The 23558-nt window shown below is 51.3% G+C and carries 23 protein-coding genes and 1 pseudogene; 11 read left to right on the top strand and 13 right to left on the bottom strand.

The window, feature by feature from the left end:
* Positions 1 to 102 precede the first annotated feature (102 nt).
* From IEX02_RS19045 to zwf, 5 genes are read right to left on the bottom strand one after another with little or no spacing between them, the layout of a single operon-like run.
* Positions 103 to 759, bottom strand: a complete 657-nt coding sequence (locus IEX02_RS19045; protein WP_188698981.1) for a bifunctional 4-hydroxy-2-oxoglutarate aldolase/2-dehydro-3-deoxy-phosphogluconate aldolase — start codon at positions 757 to 759, stop codon at positions 103 to 105.
* 5 nt (positions 760 to 764) lie between these two features.
* A complete protein-coding gene (locus IEX02_RS19040) occupies positions 765 to 1718 on the bottom strand; it encodes a glucokinase (protein WP_188698979.1) in 954 nt (317 codons plus the stop codon).
* Positions 1715 to 3544: a phosphogluconate dehydratase gene (gene edd / locus IEX02_RS19035; protein ID WP_188698977.1), complete on the bottom strand. Its 1830-nt coding sequence runs from the start codon at positions 3542 to 3544 to the stop codon at positions 1715 to 1717. Before edd ends, IEX02_RS19040 begins: the two co-directional genes overlap by 4 nt.
* Positions 3545 to 3553: 9 nt before the next feature.
* Positions 3554 to 4240 (bottom strand): 6-phosphogluconolactonase, encoded by a 687-nt coding sequence (pgl, locus tag IEX02_RS19030; RefSeq protein WP_188698974.1) that lies wholly within the window; start codon positions 4238 to 4240, stop codon positions 3554 to 3556.
* On the bottom strand, positions 4241 to 5731 hold the full coding sequence (gene zwf / locus IEX02_RS19025; protein ID WP_188698972.1) for a glucose-6-phosphate dehydrogenase: 1491 nt from the start codon (positions 5729 to 5731) through the stop codon (positions 4241 to 4243). It abuts the gene before it with no gap.
* Positions 5732 to 5979: 248 nt separating this feature from the next.
* On the opposite strand from zwf, the gene IEX02_RS19020 reads away from it, so the two are divergent.
* Together IEX02_RS19020 and pyk are read left to right on the top strand one after the other, a co-directional pair.
* Positions 5980 to 6831, top strand: a complete 852-nt coding sequence (locus IEX02_RS19020; RefSeq protein WP_188698971.1) for a MurR/RpiR family transcriptional regulator — start codon at positions 5980 to 5982, stop codon at positions 6829 to 6831.
* Between the two features lie 218 nt (positions 6832 to 7049).
* Complete coding sequence (pyk, locus tag IEX02_RS19015; RefSeq protein ID WP_188698969.1) at positions 7050 to 8486, top strand: pyruvate kinase; 1437 nt, start codon at positions 7050 to 7052, stop codon at positions 8484 to 8486.
* Positions 8487 to 8546: 60 nt separating this feature from the next.
* On the opposite strand, the gene IEX02_RS19010 is transcribed toward pyk, so the two are convergent.
* The 7 genes from IEX02_RS19010 to IEX02_RS18980 form a co-directional block, all read right to left on the bottom strand.
* Positions 8547 to 8840 carry a DUF6122 family protein gene (locus IEX02_RS19010; protein WP_188698967.1) on the bottom strand — a complete coding sequence of 98 codons (294 nt, stop codon included), beginning with the start codon at positions 8838 to 8840 and terminating at the stop codon, positions 8547 to 8549.
* On the bottom strand, positions 8840 to 9769 hold the full coding sequence (locus IEX02_RS19005) for a DMT family transporter (protein ID WP_188698965.1): 930 nt from the start codon (positions 9767 to 9769) through the stop codon (positions 8840 to 8842). Before IEX02_RS19005 ends, IEX02_RS19010 begins: the two co-directional genes overlap by 1 nt.
* Positions 9770 to 9845: 76 nt before the next feature.
* A complete protein-coding gene (rluB, locus tag IEX02_RS19000) occupies positions 9846 to 10691 on the bottom strand; it encodes a 23S rRNA pseudouridine(2605) synthase RluB (protein ID WP_188698963.1) in 846 nt (281 codons plus the stop codon).
* Between the two features lie 86 nt (positions 10692 to 10777).
* The gene (gene scpB, locus IEX02_RS18995; RefSeq protein WP_188698961.1) at positions 10778 to 11368 is read right to left on the bottom strand and encodes an SMC-Scp complex subunit ScpB; all 591 of its coding nucleotides are present in this window, start codon (positions 11366 to 11368) and stop codon (positions 10778 to 10780) included.
* The gene (locus IEX02_RS18990) at positions 11349 to 12215 is read right to left on the bottom strand and encodes a segregation and condensation protein A (protein WP_229702294.1); all 867 of its coding nucleotides are present in this window, start codon (positions 12213 to 12215) and stop codon (positions 11349 to 11351) included. Before IEX02_RS18990 ends, scpB begins: the two co-directional genes overlap by 20 nt.
* Complete coding sequence (locus IEX02_RS18985; RefSeq protein WP_188698959.1) at positions 12208 to 12828, bottom strand: L-threonylcarbamoyladenylate synthase; 621 nt, start codon at positions 12826 to 12828, stop codon at positions 12208 to 12210. The genes IEX02_RS18990 and IEX02_RS18985 overlap by 8 nt, the downstream gene beginning before the upstream one ends.
* A 79-nt stretch (positions 12829 to 12907) precedes the next feature.
* Positions 12908 to 13759, bottom strand: coding sequence for a PHP domain-containing protein (locus IEX02_RS18980; RefSeq protein WP_188698957.1), 852 nt, complete (start codon positions 13757 to 13759; stop codon positions 12908 to 12910).
* Positions 13760 to 14006: 247 nt separating this feature from the next.
* Here IEX02_RS18980 and IEX02_RS18975 point away from each other — a divergent pair.
* The 9 genes and pseudogenes from IEX02_RS18975 (at position 14007) to arfB (ending at position 22010) form a co-directional block, all read left to right on the top strand.
* A pseudogene (locus IEX02_RS18975) lies at positions 14007 to 15547 on the top strand (anthranilate synthase component 1).
* Complete coding sequence (locus IEX02_RS18970) at positions 15544 to 16140, top strand: aminodeoxychorismate/anthranilate synthase component II (RefSeq protein ID WP_188698955.1); 597 nt, start codon at positions 15544 to 15546, stop codon at positions 16138 to 16140. The pseudogene IEX02_RS18975 and the gene IEX02_RS18970 overlap by 4 nt, the downstream one beginning before the upstream one ends.
* A 5-nt stretch (positions 16141 to 16145) precedes the next feature.
* Positions 16146 to 17153 (top strand): anthranilate phosphoribosyltransferase, encoded by a 1008-nt coding sequence (trpD, locus tag IEX02_RS18965; protein WP_188698953.1) that lies wholly within the window; start codon positions 16146 to 16148, stop codon positions 17151 to 17153.
* A gap of 3 nt (positions 17154 to 17156) precedes the next feature.
* Positions 17157 to 18530 (top strand): bifunctional indole-3-glycerol-phosphate synthase TrpC/phosphoribosylanthranilate isomerase TrpF, encoded by a 1374-nt coding sequence (gene trpCF / locus IEX02_RS18960; RefSeq protein WP_188698952.1) that lies wholly within the window; start codon positions 17157 to 17159, stop codon positions 18528 to 18530.
* Positions 18530 to 19723, top strand: a complete 1194-nt coding sequence (gene trpB, locus IEX02_RS18955; RefSeq protein WP_188698950.1) for a tryptophan synthase subunit beta — start codon at positions 18530 to 18532, stop codon at positions 19721 to 19723. Before trpCF ends, trpB begins: the two co-directional genes overlap by 1 nt.
* Positions 19716 to 20522: a tryptophan synthase subunit alpha gene (trpA, locus tag IEX02_RS18950; RefSeq protein ID WP_188698948.1), complete on the top strand. Its 807-nt coding sequence runs from the start codon at positions 19716 to 19718 to the stop codon at positions 20520 to 20522. Before trpB ends, trpA begins: the two co-directional genes overlap by 8 nt.
* Before the next feature lie 131 nt (positions 20523 to 20653).
* A complete protein-coding gene (locus IEX02_RS18945; RefSeq protein ID WP_188698947.1) occupies positions 20654 to 21220 on the top strand; it encodes a septation protein A in 567 nt (188 codons plus the stop codon).
* A gap of 4 nt (positions 21221 to 21224) precedes the next feature.
* Positions 21225 to 21524 carry a YciI family protein gene (locus IEX02_RS18940; protein ID WP_188698945.1) on the top strand — a complete coding sequence of 100 codons (300 nt, stop codon included), beginning with the start codon at positions 21225 to 21227 and terminating at the stop codon, positions 21522 to 21524.
* A 72-nt stretch (positions 21525 to 21596) separates the two neighbouring features.
* The gene (gene arfB, locus IEX02_RS18935; RefSeq protein ID WP_188698943.1) at positions 21597 to 22010 is read left to right on the top strand and encodes an alternative ribosome rescue aminoacyl-tRNA hydrolase ArfB; all 414 of its coding nucleotides are present in this window, start codon (positions 21597 to 21599) and stop codon (positions 22008 to 22010) included.
* 50 nt (positions 22011 to 22060) lie between these two features.
* Here arfB and IEX02_RS18930 read toward each other — a convergent pair whose 3' ends face one another.
* On the bottom strand, positions 22061 to 23512 hold the full coding sequence (locus IEX02_RS18930; RefSeq protein ID WP_188698941.1) for a transglutaminase-like domain-containing protein: 1452 nt from the start codon (positions 23510 to 23512) through the stop codon (positions 22061 to 22063).
* Positions 23513 to 23558: the final 46 nt, after the last annotated feature.

The following is a 23558-nucleotide window of genomic DNA, read 5'->3' as shown; positions in this document are numbered from 1 at the left end:
CTGAACGCCTCGAAGGATCGGTCAACCGATCGCTCGAATATTTCTTAACTGATCGGCATTAGGCGAACAGCCGGCTTTATTCTATGCACTCTGCACTAAGACTCAAGCGTTATCAACGGCTGCAGCGCCCTTCACCGCTTGCGTTGCCAACTCAGTGATCTTGGCCCAGTTACCCTCGGCGACCACATCATCAGGGGCCAGCCAGGAGCCCCCCACACAGCGCACATTAGGCAGTGCCAGGTAGTCCAGATAATTATTCGCACCAATACCGCCAGTAGGACAGAACACCACATCTGGGAAAGGGCCACCGATAGATTTTAGCGCCTTAATCCCGCCCGATGCTTCTGCGGGGAAGAATTTGAAGTGGGTATAGCCCAAGTCACGGCCTTTCATCAGCTCAGAAATCGAAGAAATTCCTGGGATCAATGCAATCTTAGAAGCATTACCCGCCTCCAGCAGCTCAGTCGTCAAGCCAGGGCTGATAGCAAACTTTGCACCAGCATCGGCAACTTGCTTAAGCTGCGTGGCATTAGTTACCGTACCGGCACCAATCAAGGCTTCAGGCACTTTGTCGGCAATTTCGCGAATCACGTCTATGGCGGCCGGGGTACGCAGCGTCACTTCCAACACCCGAATACCACCATCAATTAACGCCTTGGCTAACGGCACTGCGTGTGCCACATCCTTGATCACCAGCACAGGTACCACAGGTCCTTGAGCGAACAGTTGCTCGGAAGAAATCATCCAATCTTTAGTCATCGAGATTAACCTTTAAAATGCTGGGTCAAGTAAGCGGCCGTACCAATCAGGCCGTGATCCGGTTCAGTAATAACAAACGTGGGAATCGCCGCCACATAGTCTTTAAAACGCCCTTTGGCTTCAAAGCGCTGGCGGAACTCACTATCACGTAAAAATTCTACAAAGCGCGGCACTATGCCGCCGGCGATATATACACCGCCAAAGGTGGCCAAATTTAAAGCCAGATTGCCGCCAAAGCTGCCCATAATCCGGCAAAACTGCTGTAGCGTTGCCAGACACAACGGGCACTCGCCACTCAAGGCCTTATGGGTAATATCAGCAGGTTCACTTAAGGTCGCAGCTTGTCCGGCGTGCTCAGCGAGCGCCTGATAAACCTGCACTAGGCCGCGACCGGAAAGAACCTCCTCGGCTGAGGCATGCTGATATTTCTTATTCAGAAAACGCCAAATAACCAGATCCAGCTCGTCGATGGGGGCGAAATCAACGTGTCCACCCTCACCGTCCAAGCACTGCCAGCCGCTTTCAATAGCAGTCAAATGGCCAACGCCCAAGCCGGTTCCAGGACCGAATACGGCGATATTCTGTCCAGCCTGCACCTGACCACCACCGATTTGCACCTTTTGCTCGTCGGTCAACACCGGCAGCGACATAGCAATGGCGGTGTAATCATTAATCACTTCCAGGCAATCCAAGGCCAATTCAGCTTTCAGGGCCGACTTGGAAAACTGCCAGTTATGATTGGTCATTTTGATCAGGTCTTTGTCCACCGGACAGGCGATAGCAATGCAGCCGGCGGTAAACTTAAGCGCTGAAAAACTCTGGGTGTAAGCACGAATGGCATCAGCAATAGTGGCATAGTCATTACACAGGTATTTTTTAACCTGGGTAATTTGACCGTTCACCACTTGCGCCAGGCGGATATTCGTTCCGCCTACGTCTGCCACAAATTGGGCTGTCATAGCGCTTGTACCTGCTTAACGAACAAGGAACAGGCACCCTCTTCGGCACCAGTTAAACTGGCACGCATACCGGCAAACAGCTCGCGTCCCATACCTTGCACATGGTTATCCAGTGAAGCCAACTTAGTCTCGCGGCGAGCCAACTCAGCCTCATCGACCATTAGCGTCAGCTCACCGTTTTCGGCATTCAGCTCGATAATGTCACCGTCTTGCACCTTAGCCAGCAGTCCGCCATCATAGGCTTCAGGGGTGACATGGATAGCCGCTGGTACCTTACCAGAAGCACCAGACATACGGCCGTCGGTCACCAGAGCAACCTGATATCCACGATCCTGCAATACCCCCAAAGGCGGCGTCAGGCGGTGTAATTCGGGCATACCTATGGCTTTGGGTCCCTGGAAACGCACCACCACGATACAGTCTCTGTCCAGCTCACCGGCTTTAAAAGCGCGGTCCAGGTCAAACTGATCTTCAAACACCACAGCCGGTGCTTTGATATGGGTTTTGCCATCACGCAGCGCAGAGGTTTTGATAACGCCGCGCCCCAGGTTACCGTTCAGTACCGCCAGACCACCGTCGGGTTTAAATGGCGCACTCACGGACGAAAATACCGAGGTATCCAGAGACGCTTTCGGGCCGTCTTTCCATACCAGCGAGCCGTTTTCCAGTACCGGTTCTTTGGTGTACTGCTCCAGGCCTTTGCCACAGATGGTATTCACATCGTTATGCAGCAAGCCAGCGTCCAGCAGTTCACGGAACAGCAGCGCCATACCACCTGCGGCCACAAAGTGGTTTATGTCGGCCGAGCCGTTGGGGTAAATACGGGTTAGCAATGGCACTGCATTGGAAATATCCGAGAAATCATCCCAGTTAATCAGGTAACCGGCTGCACGCGCCACTGCGACCAAGTGCATAGTGTGGTTCGTCGAGCCACCGGTTGCCAGCAAGGCCACTAAGCCATTCACAATGCTCTTGGCGTCCACAATATGACCAATAGGCATGTAATTATCACCCAGATCGGTCAGACGGGTTGCTTGCACGGCTGCGGCACGGGTTAAGGCATCACGCAGCGGCGTGCCTGGGTTAACAAAGGAAGAACCCGGCAAATGCAGGCCCATCACTTCGACCACCAACTGGTTACTGTTGGCAGTTCCATAAAAGGTACAAGTGCCGGCACTGTGGTAAGACTTGGATTCGGCTTCCAGCAACTCTTCACGGGTTGCCTTACCTTCGGCATAGGCCTGACGCACCCGGGCTTTTTCCTTATTAGGAATACCAGACGGCATGGGGCCTGCCGGCACAAACACGGTAGGCAGATGGCCAAAAGCCAATGAGCCAATCAGCAATCCGGGCACAATCTTGTCACAGATCCCCAGCATCAACGCCGAATCAAACATATTGTGAGACAGTGCCACAGCCGTCGATTGCGCGATTACGTCGCGGCTCATCAGGCTGAGATCCATACCAGGGTTACCTTGTGTCACGCCGTCGCACATGGCTGGTACGCCACCGGCAAACTGCGCCACACTGCCCACCTCAAGAATCGCTTCCTTGATCATGTGCGGATAGCTTTCATAAGGTTGGTGCGCGGATAACATGTCATTGTAAGACGATACAATGGCCACGTTAGCCTTAGTCATGCTGGTTAAGCTAGCTTTGTCTTCGCTGTTACAGGCAGCAAAACCGTGCGCCAGGTTGCCACAAGACAACACGCCGCGGTGCGGCCCCTGACGGCGGGCTTTTTCAATTTTGGCCAGATACTCAGCGCGCGTCGCTTTGCTTCGCTCAATAATGCGCTCGGTAACTTCCTGGATGGTGGGATGCATAATTCTCTCCTAGGGTGCCCACACCAATTCCACATCGGCACGTTGCAGTACCGCGCGTATGGGCATCTCAAATTCATCTGTGCCGGTCAGTGCTTGGTTAAGCACGGCTTTCTTGCCCTCGCCGGTCAGGTGTAAAAATAACTTACGGCTATCCAACAGCGCCGCCAGAGACAACGACATCCGCCAATGGGGTGCCGTGGTCGGCTGAACGGCCAGGTAAGGTTCTGGGTAGTTAAGGTCCAGTCCCTGCTTTATTTGTGCAGAACAAGGGAACAACGAGGCGGTATGACCATCCTCGCCCATGCCTAAAATCACCACATCAAAAGGCGCTGGAATCTGCTTAAATTCACTGACGCAGCCAGCAACACCCTGCAGGGCATCAGCTGCTGCGTTTTTCAGACCAACAAAGCGCGCCTCAGCGGCTTTATTCTTGAGTAAATGCTCGCGTACCATTTTCTCGTTACTGGCATCATCCGTGGCATCCACCCAACGCTCATCGGCTAGGCTAATCACCACCTTTGACCAATCCAACGTCTGCTCAGACAACTGGGCGAACATACCTTGCGGGGTGCGGCCGCCAGAAACAATCAAGCTAGCTTTGCCGCGTGCGGCAATACCATCACGCAATAAAGCAGCGATTTGCTCAGCAAAACCTTTATTCAGCGCGTCAACAGAAGGAAAGTTAGATTCTTTCATTTACTTCCTACCTACTTTACTTTCGTACCAGGCTCGACCATCGCGGGCCATTAAGGCAATAGAGGCAACAGGTCCCCAAGTACCGGCCTGATAAGGCTCTGCAGGTTCGTTACTGCTTTCCCATGCACCTATGATGCTATCAACCCAAGTCCAAGCCTGTTCGATTTCATCACGACGAACAAACAGCGCCTGATTACCAATCATGACTTCCAACAGTAGCTTTTCGTAAGCATCGGCAATGCGCTCATCTCCGAACGTTTCTGAGAAGCTCAGGTTCAACTTGGATTTTTGCAGATTCATGGAACTGGAGCCGGTCAAGCCAGGCACCTTGTTCATCACGGTGATTTCCACCCCTTCATCCGGCTGCAAACGAATCGTCAGTTTATTGGGTGGCAGTTTGGCAAAACTGTCTTTGAACAGGTTGTGGGGCTGCGGCTTAAAGTAAATCGCAATCTCACTGACTTTGGTCGGCATACGCTTACCGGTACGCAAGTAGAACGGCACACCCGCCCAGCGCCAGTTATCCACTTCCACCTTCAGTGCGACAAAGGTCTCGGTTTCACTCTTCTGGTTAGCATCAGGCTCATCCAGGTAACCCGGTACTTCTTGCCCCTTTACAAATCCACCGGTGTACTGACCACGAACGGTTTTCTCACTGATGTTGCTGCTATTAATGGGGCGCAATGCTTTAAGCACTTTGAGTTTCTCGTCACGAATGCTGTCTGCATCCAGTGTCGTTGGTGGCTCCATGGCAATCAGGGTCAAAATTTGCAACAAATGGTTTTGCACCATGTCACGCATTTGTCCGGCTTCATCAAAGTAGCCCCAACGTCCTTCGATACCGACCGATTCGGCCACACTGATCTGTACATGGTCGATACAGTTATGATCCCAGTTAGTGGCGAAAATACTGTTGGCGAAACGCAGTGCAATCAGGTTAAGTACGGTTTCTTTACCCAGATAATGGTCAATGCGGTAAATCTGATTCTCGTTGAAGTATTCGGCAACCTGGTTATTAATGACTTTGGACGTAGCCAGGTCATGACCTATGGGTTTTTCCAGCACCACACGCATGCTTGGGTCGATAATGCCGGCTTCATTCAGGCCTTTACAGATATCACCATAAATAGAAGGTGGTGTGGCCAGATAGCAAACCATAGTGCGGGCGGCGTTGACATGGCTCTTGAAGGAGTCGTAGCTTTTCGCGTCCTGCATATCCAGGCAAACATAATCCAGTTTGGCGGAAAATCTTGCCCAGGTATCCTCACATAACGCCTCACCGCTGAATTTCTCGATATTCTCACGAACCATGGCAACATACTCGGCGTCGCTGTGTTCGTGACGAGCCACACCAATTATCTTGGTATCGCGGTGAACCAGATTAGCTTTTTCCAACTGGTACAATGATGGTAAGAGTTTGCGACGTGCCAGGTCCCCTTTGGTACCAAAGATGACAAAGTCGCAAGGTTCAACAGTATTTTCCAACACCATGAGATTCAACCCGATTAAAATAAAATCAAAAAAATTACCAAAACGCGGTAAATTTACTAAATAACCATCGGTTGACTTGGTAAACTTCCCGTTAGTAAACATCAAATGTAGTAAAATTACAACTTGACTTGTAAGTTTTTATGCACGCTTGCCAAGCGTTCCCACAAAAATGGGCGAAAAAGCTAGCAAATCTGTCAAAAACTTACAAAAATAGACTCTTACAATTATAAGTAGATTCTGCAGCGCCTATGAACATTCTTGAAAAAATCAGTCAAAGCCAAGCCTTGTTCAGCAAGTCTGAACGTAAAGTCGCGGAAGTGATTCTGGCCAATCCACAGACGGCCATTCATTCCAGCATCGCCACGCTGGCCAAGATGTCCAATGTCAGCGAGCCTACCGTTAACCGGTTTTGTCGTCGTCTGGACACCAAGGGATTCCCTGACTTTAAATTGCACCTGGCACAAAGCCTGGCCAACGGTACACCTTATGTGAACCGTCACGTCGAGGAATCAGACGGGCCTGACGAGTATACCAAGAAGATCTTTGAATCTACTATGGCCGCCCTGGAAGTTGCACGCCAATCTCTGGACGTTAATATCATCAACCGCGTAGTGGACTTGCTTACCCAAGCGCAAAAAATTTCCTTCTTCGGTCTCGGAGCCTCGGCTTCCGTGGCTCACGATGCACTGAACAAGTTTTTCCGCTTTAATGTGCCCGTCGTCTACTTCGACGATATCCTGATGCAGCGCATGAGTTGTATGAACAGCTCAGAAGAAGATGTGGTGGTACTAATTTCCCACACAGGGCGCACCAAAAGTTTGGTGGAGATTGCCCAGATTGCCAGAGGGAATGACGCTACCGTCATAGGCATTACCTCCAAAGATAGTCCGCTGGCTAAAGAATGCAGCCTGGTTATCTCGCTGGATGTGCCGGAAGATACCGATATGTATATGCCCATGGCATCCCGTATTGCCCAGTTAACCTTGATAGATGTTCTGGCCACTGGCTTTACACTGCGCCGGGGAACCAAGTTCCGTGAGAACCTCAAACGGGTTAAAGACACCCTGCGCGAATCCCGATACGACAAAAAACAGCAGTAAATGTCATAGTGTTGGGTCCCAAGGCCCAACACTTAGCCGATTCTGGCGAACTTTTGGCTGTTCCTACCAGTTAATCTGTTAAAAAGTTTCACAGGCAACATATTTTTCGCTAGAATTCTGTAATAAAATTACAGCATTAAATGTTGTAGACTGTCCTTCAGAGATCCAACCGGGTCGGCTTGTTATACCGACCAGCCACAAAGCGAGCGAATCAAATCATGTTAAGAAGAACCAAGATCGTTGCGACATTGGGCCCTGCCACCGACACAGACGAAAGAATTGAAGCCATCATTGCCGCCGGTGCCAATGTAGTACGAATGAACTTTTCTCATGGCACTGCCGAAGACCATATCAACCGCGCTAAGCGTGTGCGTGCGGTGGCAAAGCGTTTAGGCAAGTACATTGCTATTCTGGGTGATCTGCAAGGACCCAAAATTCGTGTCGCAAAGTTTGCCGACGGTCCAGTTGAGCTGGCTATCGGCGACGATTTCATTCTGGATGCTGACTTAGGTCGTGACGAAGGCAATCAGCAACAGGTCGGTATCGATTACAAAGCACTGCCACAGGACGTCAGTCCTGGTGACATTCTGTTGCTGGACGATGGTCGTATCCAATTACAAGTGGAAAACGTGGTCGGCAATCAAGTCCACACTAAGGTCACTGTTGCCGGCAAACTGTCCAACAATAAAGGTATCAACCGTCAGGGTGGCGGTTTATCTGCCGAAGCACTGACGGACAAAGATAAAGAAGATATTAAAACCGCGGCCTTAATGGGCGTGGATTATCTGGCAGTGTCTTTCCCAAGAAATGGCGATGACCTTCGCTATGCACGTCAGTTAGCTGAAGCGGCGGGTTGCCAAGCCAAGATTTGCGCCAAGGTTGAACGCGCCGAAGCGGTTGCCAGCGATGAAGCTATCGACGATATCATTCTGGCCAGCGATGCGGTAATGGTTGCTCGTGGCGACCTAGGTGTGGAAATCGGTGATGCTGAATTGGTAGGCGTGCAGAAAAAACTGATCTCTCGCAGCCGCCAACTGAATAAAGTGGTGATTACTGCTACGCAGATGATGGAGTCGATGATCTCCAGCCCCCTGCCTACCCGTGCCGAGGTTATGGACGTCGCCAACGCCGTATTGGATGGTACCGACGCGGTGATGTTGTCAGCCGAGACAGCAGCAGGTCAGTTCCCGGTAGAAACCGTGCAGGCCATGGCGCGCGTATGCGAAGGCGCAGAGACACACCCCAGCGTGAAAATCTCCAAGCATCGTATCGATGAACACTTCAGTTCCATCAGCGAAACGACTGCGCTGTCAGCGGTATATGCCGCTAACCACTTATCCAGCATCAAGGCCATTGTTGCCCTGACCGAAAGTGGGGGTACCGCCAGACTAATGTCACGTATTACCAGTAGCCTGCCTATTTATGGTTTGTCACGTCATCAACAATCTTTGAATGTGATGGCCTTGTACCGCGGCGTCAAGCCCGTCTACTTTGATTCCACAGGTAGCGTACCTGGTCAGTTGAAGAATGATGTGATTGCCTGTTTACAAGAACTGAATCTGGTTGAGTCTGGCGATCAATTTATCATGACCTATGGTGATGAAATGGAAACCGAAGGCGCGACTAACGGCTGCAAAATTGTGGTCGTCCCCTAAACAGGTCACAAAAGGCGGGTAGTCTGAGCGGCTGCCTGCCTTATCTCCCCTTCCCTCGCCTTAAAAATAACAATCCTGCCAGTCCAACAACATATGAATCACTAAGCCCACGCCAATCCAACGTGTCTTAGGTAAGAATGCCAGCAGTCCATATAAGATAAACCAAGGCCATTGGTGTAAAGGGTGAAAACCAATACTGCAGCGCTGTGGGTCATAAATGGGAGTCGCCAGCAAATGGTCAAGATCCACCAGCATGGTGAGCATCATTATCACAAACGCCTTGCGCCACTGTTTACCGGCAAAACTTAAGGCAATCAGTAACGGGATAAGTGCATGCAGCAGAATATGCAACATCAGGCTTGCTTTGCCTTGGCTTTGCCGGCCGCGGCTAACATAGAACCCAGCATAACCATACCGGCACCAATATAGGCCCATGTATCCAGCTCACTGGCAACAAAATGGTCTGGCCAAACCCATACCGCCATTTCCATACTGGCAAAGGTAAACAGCGGTGCCAAGGCAATTACCGCACTGACTTTGGACGCATGCCAGACATTCAGTGCCTCAGTAAAAGCGCCATAGCCCACTAGCGTATTGGCACAGCAAAACACCAGTGCCCACATTTGCAGGGAGTTAAGTTGTGTTACTGAGGCCAAGTCTGAAAACGGCAGCAACGCCACCCCACCCGCAGAGTATAAAATTAATGTGAGCTGCTTGGCAGTAACTGCTCTTAACAAGACTTTCTGTGACAGTGCATACCAGGCCCAGGTAATAGACGCCACAACGATCAGCAGGACGCCCTGTGTGTATTCTCCCAACGAGCTGAAGAGCACGGGTAAACGGTCATTAAAAAACAACATCAAACCAGAAAGCAGAATCAGGGCGCCTAACTTTTCCAGCCGGTTAAACTGTTCTTTATAGATAAGAATGCCGCCAATCATCAGCAAGAATGGCGCAAGTTGAATAACAACCTGGCCGGTTTCCGGGTTCAGATAGTTTAACCCTTGCAAATACAACACATAGTTAGCAATCAGACCAACAGCGGCGGCGGCAATCAGTAGGTTATTGGTGCGACTGATCGCCCGCATAGGGGGCAGAGCCTTAGTCTTGTAGAGCATAATTCCTACCACCAGTGCGGCGGCGGTAAAGCGATACCAGGTGATACTGATGGCATCCATCACTTCCAGACACAGTTTAAGCGCAACCGGTAACATGCCCCACAACACTGCCGTGAGCAGTGCCAAGCCAAACCCGTACCAATGCCTGACGACAACTGTTTGCATAACCGCTCCAACAAGGGTGTATGTGACGAGCAGGAAAGGCTCGCCACAAAGCGCCGCGCTGGCGGCGAATGGCTAACTACTTTTTGTTTATCTGATGCTTACGTACGGCACGACGCATCCGGGAGATACGCACATGATCCAGGCGCTTTTTATCGTCAGCAGGCAACATGGTGTCTTTTTCTGGTGGCAAATTAGCAAGCTTACGCAGCGCGTTCACATCTTTAAGCTTTAACTCCACCCAGGCACCTTGCGGCAGGCGCTTTTCCAGCTCCATGTCACCGTAGCGAACACGTATAAGGCGACTGACTTTAACGTCTTGTGACTCCCACATACGGCGTACTTCTCGATTACGGCCTTCACTTAGGGTCACATTGAACCATTGGTTCATGCTTTCTTCGTCACCTGGATGGCGGCGAATGGTGGTAAATTTGGCATCTCCATCTTCGAGTTTGACACCATTTTTCAGACGACGAATCATCTCGTCTGTCACTTCACCAAACACCCGTACCGCGTACTCGCGCTCAACCTCGTGGCTGGGATGCATCAAGCGATTAGCCAACTCACCGTCGTTAGTGAACAGCAATAAACCACTGGTGTTGATATCCAGACGACCGACGGCAATCCAGCGGCCTTGCTTGATGCGAGGCAAACGATCAAACACGGTGGAACGGCCTTGCGGATCGCTACGGCTACAGAGCTCCCCTTCCGGTTTGTTGTACATCAACACCCGGCAAATGGGCTTCTCGGTTTGGATATCCAACAGCTTGCCATCGACCCGAATTTTGTCTTCGGCTTCAACCCGTTGTCCCAGTGTGGCAAGTTGTCCATTGACAGACACCCGGCCTCCGGTAATCCACTTTTCCATCTCCCGACGGGAACCGACACCGGCATTGGCCAGTACCTTCTGCAGTTTTTCGCTCACGTGCGCCTCGCGTTCGCCATATTCCCAATGAACATTAGCGTTAAAAAGGCCGCTATTCTACTCGCCAAGCGGGTTATGCACCAGTGTTAGTGTAGCTCTTCGCTATCCGGTTTTATCTGACCATCAGGGACAACGGTGTCAGCCAACGCAGTAAAGTCCAGCTCGGATGGCAATTCATCCAAATGACCAAGAGAGAAGTAGTCCAAAAACGCCTTGGTGGTGGCATAAAGCGCTGGCCGTCCTGGTACCTCTTTATGCCCAACCACTTTTATCCAGCCCCGCTCGCTGAGGGTTTTAATAATATGTGTGCTGACCGATACGCCGCGAACGTCTTCAATCTCGCCCCGGGTGATAGGCTGACGGTAGGCTATCAATGCCAGCGTTTCCAGCAAGGCACGAGAATAACGTGGTGCCTGTTCCTGCCAGAGCTTGGATAACCAAGGGGCGAGACTATCCATAGATTGAAAACGATAGCCGCTGGCCACCTTAATTAACTGAACGCCACGGGGGCGATAGTCCAGCTGTAACTCATCAAGAATAGCTTTCAGACGTTTTTGGCTGACTTTCAGATCCAGCAACACCGTTTCTTGCAGACGCTCGGCACTGATAGGCTCATCGGCCACAAAAATAGCCGCCTCAACCAGCTGTTTTAATTGTTCATTCGAGATCCGTGCCATAGGCATCCTCCAACGGCTGGCAGGCTTTTACGTGAATTTGTGTGTAGGGTGCCGCTTGCACTAACTCTATCAGCGACTCCTTCACCAGTTCCAATACCGCCAGAAAGGTCACCACTACCCCTGCTCGCCCTTCTTCTACCGTAAACAGGGCCTGAAAAGCCACAAATTGTGCTTCACCCTCCAGTCGCTCCAAAATGGCACTCATTCGCTCGCGGGTAGAAAGGGCTTCCCGCTTGATATGGTGGTGCTCAAAGGCGGCTGCACGGGTCAATACATCCTGAAAACTCAACACCAGCTCTTGCAACGTTACCGTCGGCAGAATACGAATAGGCTGACAATTCTCGCTGGTTTGTGCAGCGGCCAGAAAAAAATCACGTTCCTGACGGGGCAAACTATCCAGTTCCTGGGCTGCTTGCTTAATCGCTTCGTATTCGCGCAGTCGACGAATCAGCTCGGCTCTTGGGTCTTCCTCATCCTCAGGCGCATCAGCGCGCTTGGGCAGCAATACCCTGGATTTAATCTCCGCCAAAATGGCCGCCATTAACAAATATTCTCCGGCCAATTCCAATTTAAGGTCTTTCATGACCTCCACATATTCCATGTACTGACGGGTAATTTGTAAAACGGGCAGGCTGGCTATATCGAATTTTTGTTTACGAATCAGATACAGTAATAAATCCAGAGGCCCTTCAAAACTCTCCAGGATCACTTCCAACGCATCAGGAGGAATATACAAGTCTTCTGGTCTTTCAAGAAAGGCTTCACCATGCACAAACGCCAGTGGCAGCGGCTGCTGTACTGGCGCTCTTGTGAGGTTGTCGTTTTGCGTATCCTGAGGCTCAGACAAAGGCGGAAATATCTCCTTCTCCTTCACGGATCACCACGCATTCGCCTTCAGACAGATCCAGCACTGTGGTGGGATGTTCACCAAGATGGCCACCATTTATGATGAGATCTACTTGTTTTTCCAACATATCGCGGATAATTTCCGGATCCGACTCTGCCAGCTGGTTACCCGGCAAAATCAACGAAGTAGACATCAGCGGCTCACCAAGCTCTTCCAAAAGCGCCAGCGCGATGCGGTTATCCGGCACACGAAGACCAATGGTTTTACGCTTAGGATGATGCAAGCGTTTAGGGACTTCCTTGGTGGCTTTGAGAATAAAAGTATAGGCACCGGGGGTGTTATTTTTGATCTGTCTGAACGCCTGATTATCCACTCTGGCGTAAACCGACAATTCCGACATATCACGACACATCAGTGTAAAGTTATGGTCTTTGCCTAACTCGCGAATACGGATAATACGCTCAAGGGCATGCTTGTCGTCTAGCTGACAACCAATGGCATAACCGGAGTCGGTGGGATAAACCACCACGGCACCACTTCTTATCATATCGACTGCTTGCTTCATCAAGCGTTGCTGAGGATTGTCCGGATGGACATAGAAAAACTGACTCATTCACTGGCTCAGTAAACACATATAGTCTAATGGTGGCATAAGTGGTTGGCATGGCAAGCGCTTTTTGCGCTTTACCTGCTTACTCTGTGACGTTTTCCGGTGCCGGCCAGCTTTGCCAAACCGGTATTAGTTCGGGATCCATCTGCAAATTGCGGCCAAGTTCGGTCCAGCGGCCGGGAAAATGAAAGTCAGAGCCCGCAGACGCTTGCAGTCCATACTCCTTGGCATAACAGGCTAACTGGCGTTTTAGATCCGGTGCCAGTTGCGGGTGTGTCACTTCCATACCATGACCGCCAGATTCGGCAAAAAACACCAACAAGCGGCGCAGCCACTTGGCAGACAGATCGTAACGTGCGGGGTGCGCCAGCACGGCCTTCCCGCCGGCGTCATGGATCCACTGAATAGCGTCTGGAATCTCCGGCCACTGGGGTTTAACAAAGGCACGCTTGTCCTTGCCCAGGTATTTTTTGAAGGCATCTTCGTGATCTTTTACCGCCCCACGTTTCACCAGTGCTCTGGCAAAGTGTGAACGGGTGAGTTGCCCCACACCAGCCAGGGTTTTGGCATCTTCATAAATACCATCAATACCGGCCTTGGCGAGCTTGTCGGCCATTTCTCTGGCACGTTTTTCACGGGCCTTACTCTGGCCTGCCAATCGCTCCAGCAGTCCGGGATCCTGATGATTAATATTCAGTCCTAGCACATGAATATCAAAGCCATGCCAACGAGTGGATATCTCCACCCCGGGAATAAGCCACAACGGCCGCTTCTGGGTTTGCTGGTAAGCCTTGGCTTCATCAATGGCTGCCACCGTATCGTGATCCGTAATGGCCAACGCGTCTAGCTGCATATTATGCGCCCTGTCTACCAACTCCCGGGGCGATAGCGCCCCATCGGAGTGATGGGTATGGCTGTGCAAATCTATTTTCATCTTTTCCCACATTGACTATTGACAGGACATCTATTTTGTTTTCTTCTATAAAGCATCGAGATTATAACAATTTGGTACGAAGAACGTACCTCATTCAGGCAAAGAATCCATGAACATCAACGCAATCAACACAATTTGGTGGTGGCACAACCCGAACTAGCGGGCTGTGTGCGTTTGTGCTTGGAAAAGCATTCTGAAGGCCCGCATCTGCGGGCCTTTTTTGTTTTTATACTTTCGGAACAACAACATGAGTTTAGCGCAACTAAGTGAACAACCAGGGAAGGTCGAGACATTGATTGTCTCAAGCCGCTATCAGGCTGACCCTTTAAATCTCTATCAACGGCTCTGTCATAACAAGGCCAACAGCTTATATTGGTGGATGCCGCACTCAAGCTAACCTGTCACGGCCAAACCGTTAGCGTGCAGGCTCTGACAAATAACGGCCAAGCGCTGCTGCCGCTGTTGGTTAAGCAGAGCCAGGCCAGTCAGGTTCAACAAGCCAGTGACGACTCCCTGACCCTGACTTTTGCGCCAAACGACAGCCAGCTTGATGAGGACAGTCGCCTGAAAGCCAAGTCGGTGTTTGACAGTCTGCGCACCCTGGTCAATCAGGTTCAGCCGCTGCGTCAGCATCCCCATGCGGTATTTTTAGGTGGCGTTTTTGCCTATGACTTACTGGGCGGCTTTGAAAACCTGCCTGACGTGCCCAATGGTGCCAATACCTGTCCGGATTTTGTGTTCTATCTGGCCGAAACCCTGATCCTGATAGACCATCAGACTCAGACAACCGATATTATCGGCAGTGTGTTTTCCGGCAACAACGTAGCGCAAAATTACTTTGCGGTCAGTCAGCGCTTAGAGCAGCTTAACCAACAATTGGTGCAAGGCGGCAGCTACCAGCAACAGGCCGTCCCCCGCGTCAGTCGCGAGCAGCTTAGCGTGGACAAGAGCGACGATATCTACCAACAGGATGTGCGCGCGCTGAAAGAGCATATTCTGGCCGGCGACATTTTTCAGGTCGTACCGTCCAGAACCTTCAGCCTGCCCTGTCCCGATCCGCACCTTGCCTACGCGAAACTCAAACAACAAAACCCCAGCCCTTATATGTTCTTCCTGCAAGATGACGCCTTTTGTATTTTCGGCGCTTCACCAGAGTCAGCCCTCAAATACTGCAGCCAGAGCAATCAGGTAGAGGTCTATCCCATTGCCGGTACCCGGCCACGTGGCTTTAACCCTAATGGCAGCATCAATATGGATTTGGACAGCCGCATTGAGCTGAACCTGCGCGAAGATGACAAGGAAAAAGCCGAGCATCTTATGTTGGTGGATTTAGCCCGCAACGACATTGCCAGGGTCTCGGTACCTGGCAGCCGCTATGTCAAAGATTTACTCAAGGTCGACCGTTATTCGCAAGTGATGCATCTGGTCTCCCGTGTGGTGGGTCAGCTTCGCGCGGATTTGGACGCGCTACATGCCTACCAGGCCTGTATGAACATGGGCACCTTGGTTGGCGCGCCGAAAGTGTCCGCCGCCAGGCTGATTCGTGACGTAGAGAAGCAGCGCCGTGGCAGCTACGGCGGTGCAGTAGGCTATCTGAATAGTCAGGGAGACATGGACACCTGTATCGTGATCCGTTCGGCCTTTGTTCAACAGGGGACGGCCTATGTGCAGGCTGGCGCTGGCGTGGTGTATGACTCGGATCCTGTCAGCGAAGCCAATGAAACCCGCAGTAAAGCTCAGGCGGTGTTACGCGCCATTGTTGACGCGCATCAGGAGAAATTGGCATGAACAAGCCCCACGTTTTTTTACTCGATAATTTTGACTCGTTCACCTACAACCTGGTGGATGAAATGCGCTGCCAGGGGTTTGACTTAACCGTCTATCGCAACAATCTGGATGCCGAGTTTATTTTCAGTCAAATGCAAGCCTGCCAAGGTAATGCCTTGTTAATGCTATCCCCCGGCCCCGGCACGCCCAGTGACGCTGGCTGTATGCCTGCGCTCTTAAAGCTAGTGCAAGGGAAATTCCCGATATTGGGCATTTGCCTCGGCCACCAGGCCATTGTCGAACATTACGGTGGTGAAGTGGGCCGCGCTGGCGAGGTGATGCACGGAAAATCTTCGGCCATCAACCATTGCCAGGACAAAATGTTCACCGCACTCCCTCACCCACTGCCGGTGGCCCGCTATCACTCGCTGATGGCCACCAAACTGGCAGAAGGACTGGAGGTACTGGCCAGTTACCAACAGGTGCCCATGGCGGTCTACCAGGCACATGACAATATGTTGGGCTTTCAATTTCACCCCGAGTCCATTCTGACCTCTCAAGGTAGCCAACTGCTCTCCCAGAGTATTGACTATCTGTGTAACCAACAAGGATAAACAAGATGCAAGATCAGTTAGAAAAACTCTACGCCTTGCAGCCTCTCACTCAGGAGGAAAGCTTCGGTCTGTTCAGTCAGGTGATAGAAGGCAATATGGATCCCATTGTGCTTTCCTCGGTGCTAACCGCGCTGAAAGTGCGTGGTGAAACCCCCGCCGAGATTGCCGGTGCGGCCTCAGCGCTGGTCAGCCATGCTGCCCCCTTCCCCCGCCCGGATTATGAATTTGCCGATATTGTCGGCACCGGTGGTGACGGCTTTCATACCCTGAATATCTCATCATCCAGCGCCATTGTCGGTGCAGCATGCGGTATTAAAGTGGCCAAGCATGGCAACCGCAGCGTATCGAGCAAGTCAGGCTCCGCCGATCTGTTTCGTGAGTTTGGCCTGAATCTGACCATGAGTGCAGATACCGCCAGACGCTGCCTGGATGAGTCAGGCCTGTGCTTTTTATTTGCACCTAATTACCATGCCGGTATTCGCCACGCCATGCCGGTCAGAACAGCGCTAAAAACCCGCACCTTATTTAATCTATTGGGGCCATTGGCTAACCCGGCCAAGCCGACGCATATGCTGATCGGCGTTTATTTACCCGAACTGGTCAGGCCCTTTGCCGAAACCCTGAAACTGTTGGGTTATCAAAAGGCCATGGTGGTACATGGTAGCGGTCTGGATGAGTTTGCCCTGCATGGCCCAAGCCAGGTAGCAACCTTAGCAGATGGTGAAATTCGTGAATTTACCCTGACCCCGGCCGATTTTGGTCTACCCGAACAGCCCATCAGTGCCATTACCGGCGCCGAGCCCGAAGAAAATAAACGGCTGATTGAAGCGGTACTCAGCGGTAAGGGACAAGCCGCCCATTGCCAGGCCGTGGCTATTAACACCGGCGCACTGTTAACCCTGATGGGTAAAACCGACAGTTTCGCCCAAGGGGCCGAAATGGCCATGGACATAATGCAGGGCCAAAAAGCATTGGAATTAATTCAACTTAGCGCAGCCATCAGTCAGGAGTAAAATGTGGCCAACGTATTGGAAAAAATTGTCGCAGATAAACGCCAAGAGCTTATCGCTCGCAAACAGGCGCTGCCGCTGGAAAGTTTTATCGACGGCCTGACACCGTCAAACAAAAGCATGTTCGAGGCTTTAAGCCAGCCTCAGGCTGGATTTATTTTTGAATGTAAAAAGGCCTCGCCGTCCAAAGGGCTGATAAGACCCGTATTCGACCTGGATGAAATTTTAGCCGCATATAAACCTTATGCTGCAGCTATTTCGGTACTCACCGATGAAAAGTATTTTCAAGGCAGCTATGACTATCTGCAGTACGTTACCGAACGTGTCAGTCAACCGGTACTGAACAAAGACTTTTTTATCGACCCCTATCAAGTGCATCTGGCCCGCTACTATAACGCTGACGCTATACTGCTGATGTTATCGGTGTTGGACGATGCGCAGTATCTGGAACTGGCCGAGCTGGCCGCCCATTATCAGTTGGATGTACTGACCGAAGTGTCCAATGAAGAAGAAGCGATTCGCGCAGGGCGCCTTGGCGCTAAGATCATCGGTATCAATAACCGTAACCTGCGTGACTTAAGTACGGATCTGGCCACCACGGAAACTCTGACTCCATTGCTTCCCGAAGATGCACTGATCATCTCCGAGTCGGGTATTTATACCCACCAGGATGTATTGCGTTTAGCGCCACTGGCCGACGGTTTTCTGGTTGGCAGTTCAATAATGGCGCAACAAGACTTAACGACGGCCGTACAGCAACTGTTGTTTGGCAAAGTTAAAGTCTGCGGCTTAACCAGCATAGAAGATGCCAGTGCAGTTAAAACCATTGGCGCCAGCTATGGCGGATTGATCTTTGCTGAGCAGTCTAAGCGCCGCATCAGCCAGAGCCAGGCGCAAAACATTGTTGAACAGGTTCCCTTTCAGTACGTGGGTGTATTCGTTAACGCGCCCCTGGATGAAGTTACGCAACTGGCCACCGCGCTGAAACTGGCAGCGGTGCAGTTGCATGGTCAGGAAAGCAGCGACTATATCCGCGCGCTACGCACCCAATTGCCTGCCGACTGCCAAATATGGAAAGCCCTCGGCGTTGCTACCAGCCTGCCGTCGATGGATAACCCGCGGGTTGACTGCTATCTATTGGATTGCCAAATAGGCAGCAACTTCGGTGGCACTGGCCAACAATTCGACTGGACCTTGCTCTGCGACATCAACGATAAGACCAAGTTGGCCCTAGCCGGTGGCCTTAACCCCGACAATATAAAACAGGCGGCAGCCACCGGTGCGGCGCTACTTGATGTAAACTCCGGCATAGAGAATCGTCCTGGCGTGAAAGATCCGCAAAAATTACAGCAACTATTTGCCCAATTAAGAGACTACTGATGAGTAAACAGCTTCCTACCAAATTCGGTGAATACGGCGGCATGTACGTACCCGAATTGTTAATTCCAGCCCTTGACCAGTTAGAGCAAGCCTTTATCGACGCTCAGCAAGACCCCGACTTTCAACAGGAATTTAAAAGCCTGCTGAATGATTATGCCGGACGTCCTACGCCATTAACTAAGACCCGTAACCTGGTCAGTAACCCTAAGGTCACCTTGTACCTTAAGCGTGAAGACTTATTACATGGCGGTGCACATAAAACCAATCAGGTACTGGGACAAGCCCTGCTAACCAAACGCATGGGTAAAACCCAAGTAATTGCCGAAACCGGCGCCGGACAGCACGGCGTGGCTACCGCGCTGGCTTGTGCATTACTTGGACTAAAAGCCCGTATTTATATGGGCGCCAAAGATGTTGAACGTCAGGCACCCAATGTGTTTCGCATGCGTTTGATGGGCGCCGAAGTCATTCCGGTTAACGCCGGCTCAGGCACCCTCAAAGACGCGGTTAATGAAGCCCTGCGTGACTGGTCAGCCAGCTACCAGGATGCCCACTATTTGCTGGGAACGGCTGCCGGCCCCCACCCTTTCCCGACTATAGTGCGGGAATTCCATAAGATGATCAGCGAAGAAATTCGCGCCCAGATTCTGGAAAAAGAAGGTCGTCTGCCCGATGCAGTGGTGGCCTGTGTGGGCGGTGGCTCTAATGCCATTGGTGCCTTCGCCGACTTTATTGATACCCCAGAAGTTAAGCTTATTGGCGTTGAACCAGCCGGTAAAGGTTTGCACACCCATGAGCATGGTGCCGCTATTGCCAAGGGCACTAAGGGTATTTTGCATGGCGCTTATTGCTATATTATGCAAACCCCCCAAGGGCAAATTGAAGAGTCCTATTCGATATCGGCAGGCCTGGATTATCCGGCAGTTGGCCCACAGCACGCCCATTTGCATGATATTGGTCGTGCCACCTATGAATCGGTCACCGATGAAGAAGCCCTGAATGCCTTCCAGTTACTGGCCCGTAAAGAAGGGATTATTCCGGCACTGGAGTCTTCCCATGCGCTGGCCCATGCCCTGAACATGGCCGATGCCGCTGAAGAGGAAACCCTGATTGTGGTTAACCTGTCCGGCCGTGGTGATAAAGACCTGGCCCACGTACAGCAGTTTTTGAAAGGGGATGCCCACAATGGATAGATACACGCAAATGTTCCAGCGCCTGGAAAGCGAAAAACAAGGCGCCTTTGTACCCTTTGTCACCTTAGGTGATCCGGATGTCGAAACCAGCCTCGCGGTGGTAGAGGCCCTGGTGGCCGGCGGTGCCGACGCATTGGAGTTGGGCATTCCTTTTTCCGATCCCATAGCTGATGGCCCGACTATCCAGAAATCCGCTATTCGCGCCCTGGGTAAAGGGGTGACGCCCCGTGACTGTCTGGCCATTATTCATCGCATCCGCGAACGCCATAAAGACATTCCTATTGGCTTGTTGCTCTATAGCAATCTGGTATTAGCCCCAGGTATTGATGAATTTTACCGGCTGGCTGCCGAGGCGGGCGTAGACTCCATTTTGATTGCCGATGTGCCCCTTCGTGAAGCCGAGCCTTTTATGGCTGCCGCCAAAGCGCACGGCATTGAGCAAATCCTGATTGCACCGCCCAATGCCTCCCAAGCCACTTTGCAGCAAATTGGCGAGCTATCCAGCGGCTATACCTATCTGCTGGGCCGAGCTGGGGTCACAGGGACAGAAACCGCCGCCGATATGCCGGCCACGGACCTGATTAACAAACTGCATGAGGTAGGTGCTGCTAAGCCTATCCTGGGTTTTGGCATTTCCAAACCCGAACAGGTCAAGGCTGCCATCCAGGCAGGGGCGGCAGGTGCCATTGCCGGCTCTGCAACGGTCAAAATCATCGAGCAGCACCTGGATAACAAAGACATGATGCTGACCCGTTTAACCGAGTTTGTTGCCGGCATGAAAGCCGCCACCAACAAGTAAAATGCAAGGCAGCGTCATTCGGCGCTGCCTCCCTTTTCTCCTACCGATATATCTATTCACAATCTTGCCCTGTCCTGCAATGACAAAAATCGGTACTATCCTCTCATTGCGATAAAGAGGTATACGCGACTATGCAATTTTTGATGGAATTCCTGCCCCTGCTGGTGTTCTTCCTGGCTTATAAATTTGCCGATATTTTCTGGGCAACCGGTGCACTGATGGCGGCTACCGCGGTACAAATGCTGGTGACCTATCTGCGCACCAAAGAAATCCCAAAAAAACAGTGGGTGTTTTTTGCCATGATTGTGGTATTCGGCACCCTGACTATCGCCTTACATGACGAGCACTTCATTATGTGGAAACCCACCATAGTGTATGTGCTCTTTGCCGCCATTTTGCTGGGCAGTCAGGTAATGAAACGTCCAGCCCTGAAAGAATTATTGGGCAGCGCTATGGAGCTTCCCGAACCTATATGGAAACGTATTAACCTCAGCTGGGCAGCCTTTTTTATTGCCAGTGCCCTGGCCAATATATACGTGGCTTATGGCTTCAGTCAGGATATCTGGGTCAGCTTTAAGGTCTTCGGCATGACCGGCGCTACGTTGGTCTTTACCATACTGACCATTATGTACGCCTACCGCTATATGCCGGAAGAGCAAAAACAAGACGAACAAATCGACGACAATAAACAGGGATAACAGCATGTGGTATGTATTTTTCTCAGAAGACAAGGCCGATAGCCTGGCGCAACGTAAAGCGGCTCGCCCTGACCATCTGGCGCGTCTGCAAGCCCTAAAAGACCAAGGAAAATTGCTGGTTGCCGGCCCCTGCCCTGCCATTGATTGCGACGATCCTGGCGAAGCGGGTTTTACCGGCTCTGTGGTGATCGCTGAATTTGACAGCCTGGAACAAGCACAAAGCTGGGCCGATGCCGATCCCTATATGGCGGCTGGCGTTTACCAGCGCACCATAGTCAAACCTTATAAAAAAGTGCTTCCGTAACAGAAGCCCTGGCAGCGGGCAGTTATCAGCAGATTCTGACAACCGCCTGCTGACAGTTTAATGTTCAGTTAAATGCTACAGATCAGCCGAAACGTCCAGTTAGATCCCGCCGAAGTCGAACTCAGTGCTATTCGAGCACAGGGCAGCGGCGGTCAGAACGTCAATAAAGTCTCCAGCGCTATCCATCTTCGCTTTGATATTCGCGCCTCTTCGCTGCCCGATTTTTACAAAGAGCGCTTATTGGCACTCTCAGACAGTCGTATCAGCAATGACGGTATTCTGGTGCTAAAAGCACAGAACTACCGCACACAGGAACAAAACCGGGAAGACGCCCTGAACCGTTTAGTAGAGATTATCCAAAATGCCGGCAAAACTCAGAAAGCCCGGCGGGCTACCAAACCCACCAGAGCCTCACAAAAGCGAAGAGTAGAAAGCAAAAAAAAGGCCGGAGCGAAAAAAAGCCTGCGCGGTAAGGTCGATTACTAACCGACCTTTTTGTAGACCCTGATGGCTAAAACCGCTTAAAACAAGCAGAGTTACTCCGAATCCACGACCTTCCAGGTCATGGAATAACGCCACTGGTCAAAATACAGATTGCCCCCCTGCCACTCTACTTCGCCGCGCTGTGAATCCAGAGTTTCAGACCTAAAGTGTTGCTTTTGTGGCACGAAGGACTGCGAATAATCGCTATTGAAAATTAAGCGATAGGCGTCAATCCCCCCCAGATAAAACCAAGCCAGTTCAGACTGGTCGCTATTCAACACCCCGTGCGTTACATCCATGGGCAACCAACCATAAGGCGCCAGATAAAACTGCCCCCAGTCATGCATAGTGTCAAAGTCGCTGTCGGAAAATTCCCATCCTGACTCCCAGCGACTGGGAATACCGTTCATACGTAGCAAGGTCATCAGCAACATGGTTTGCTGGCCACAATCAGCGTGACCTGTGGTGGCGGCATACTCTGACAAATTACGAATAGTAGAGTACTCACGGGCGGTGGCCCAGGGAATGGTATCAACCCAGGCAAACAATTTTTGCGCGATACGGTAAGGGTTGGTTTCATCGCCAACGATACGTGCCGATAATTGTCTTAGTTCATCGCTGAACTGAATATGGGGTAAGCGCTCAGCCAGATACTCTTGATAAGGTTCAGGCTGGGTCAGTGGCACCACTTTTTCTGGTTCAATAGGCTGCTGCCAGGCTTTGGCGGTATAACGGTAGCGGATCGAAAACGCGGTTTTCTCGCCTGCTTTGGCAGGCGCTTCAAAATAAGCGGTTCTTTGCGCCGTATCTGCCGGGGCAAGGCTAACCACATCAGGGGTACTGCTCACCAGCTCAATATTATACTGACGTCCTTCGATAGGTTTAGGATAAGGAAGCCAGGCCTTAAGCAGTTCCCCCGCAGGTATCGCATCGGCATTGACGGTTAACTTGTACTCAATTTCAAAGCGCACAGGTTTATCCTTGCCGCTCAGTACATCACTGTGATGGGGATGCACCTGATACAGCGGATAAGGTTTGTCGTAACTGGCTTGTGGATTGACTTCTTTGTGTCTGGCCAGCGCTGCCGGGCTTAAATGCATCAGGTTATAACCGGAACTTTTGAAGTAGCGCATTTCCCCATCAATCAGCATGGACTCGATAACATTCTGGGCTAACCAGGCTTGCACGTCCTGCTCAGTCGCTTGTGGAATATAGCGACGCACATTTTTGAGCAATGCAGCAAAATCGTAAGGGAAGTCGCGCTCAATGCGACCCATACGCTCCAATTCAAAGGCAAAGGCGTTATGCTGCTCAGGGGAAAGCGAGTGTGCTGACGCCAAAAGTTGCTCAATAAGCACTTTGCTTGCTGTGAACTCACCGGCATCAATCTGTTGCTGAATGGTCTCTAGCCTTGGCACTGATTGCTCAGCGCCTACGCCCTGCCAACTCATCGCCGACAAGCCTATCGCCAAACTCAACAACCTGAACGTTTTAACGGTTCCCATGCCCTCTGTCTCCTTATTCTTTGTTGCACGTTGCCTACATCTAGTC

This window comes from Bowmanella pacifica (assembly GCF_014645355.1).
GTDB lineage: Bacteria > Pseudomonadota > Gammaproteobacteria > Enterobacterales > Alteromonadaceae > Bowmanella > Bowmanella pacifica.
The sequence above is the reverse complement of the archived record's forward strand: the minus strand, read 5'-3'. Positions and strand labels throughout refer to the sequence as shown.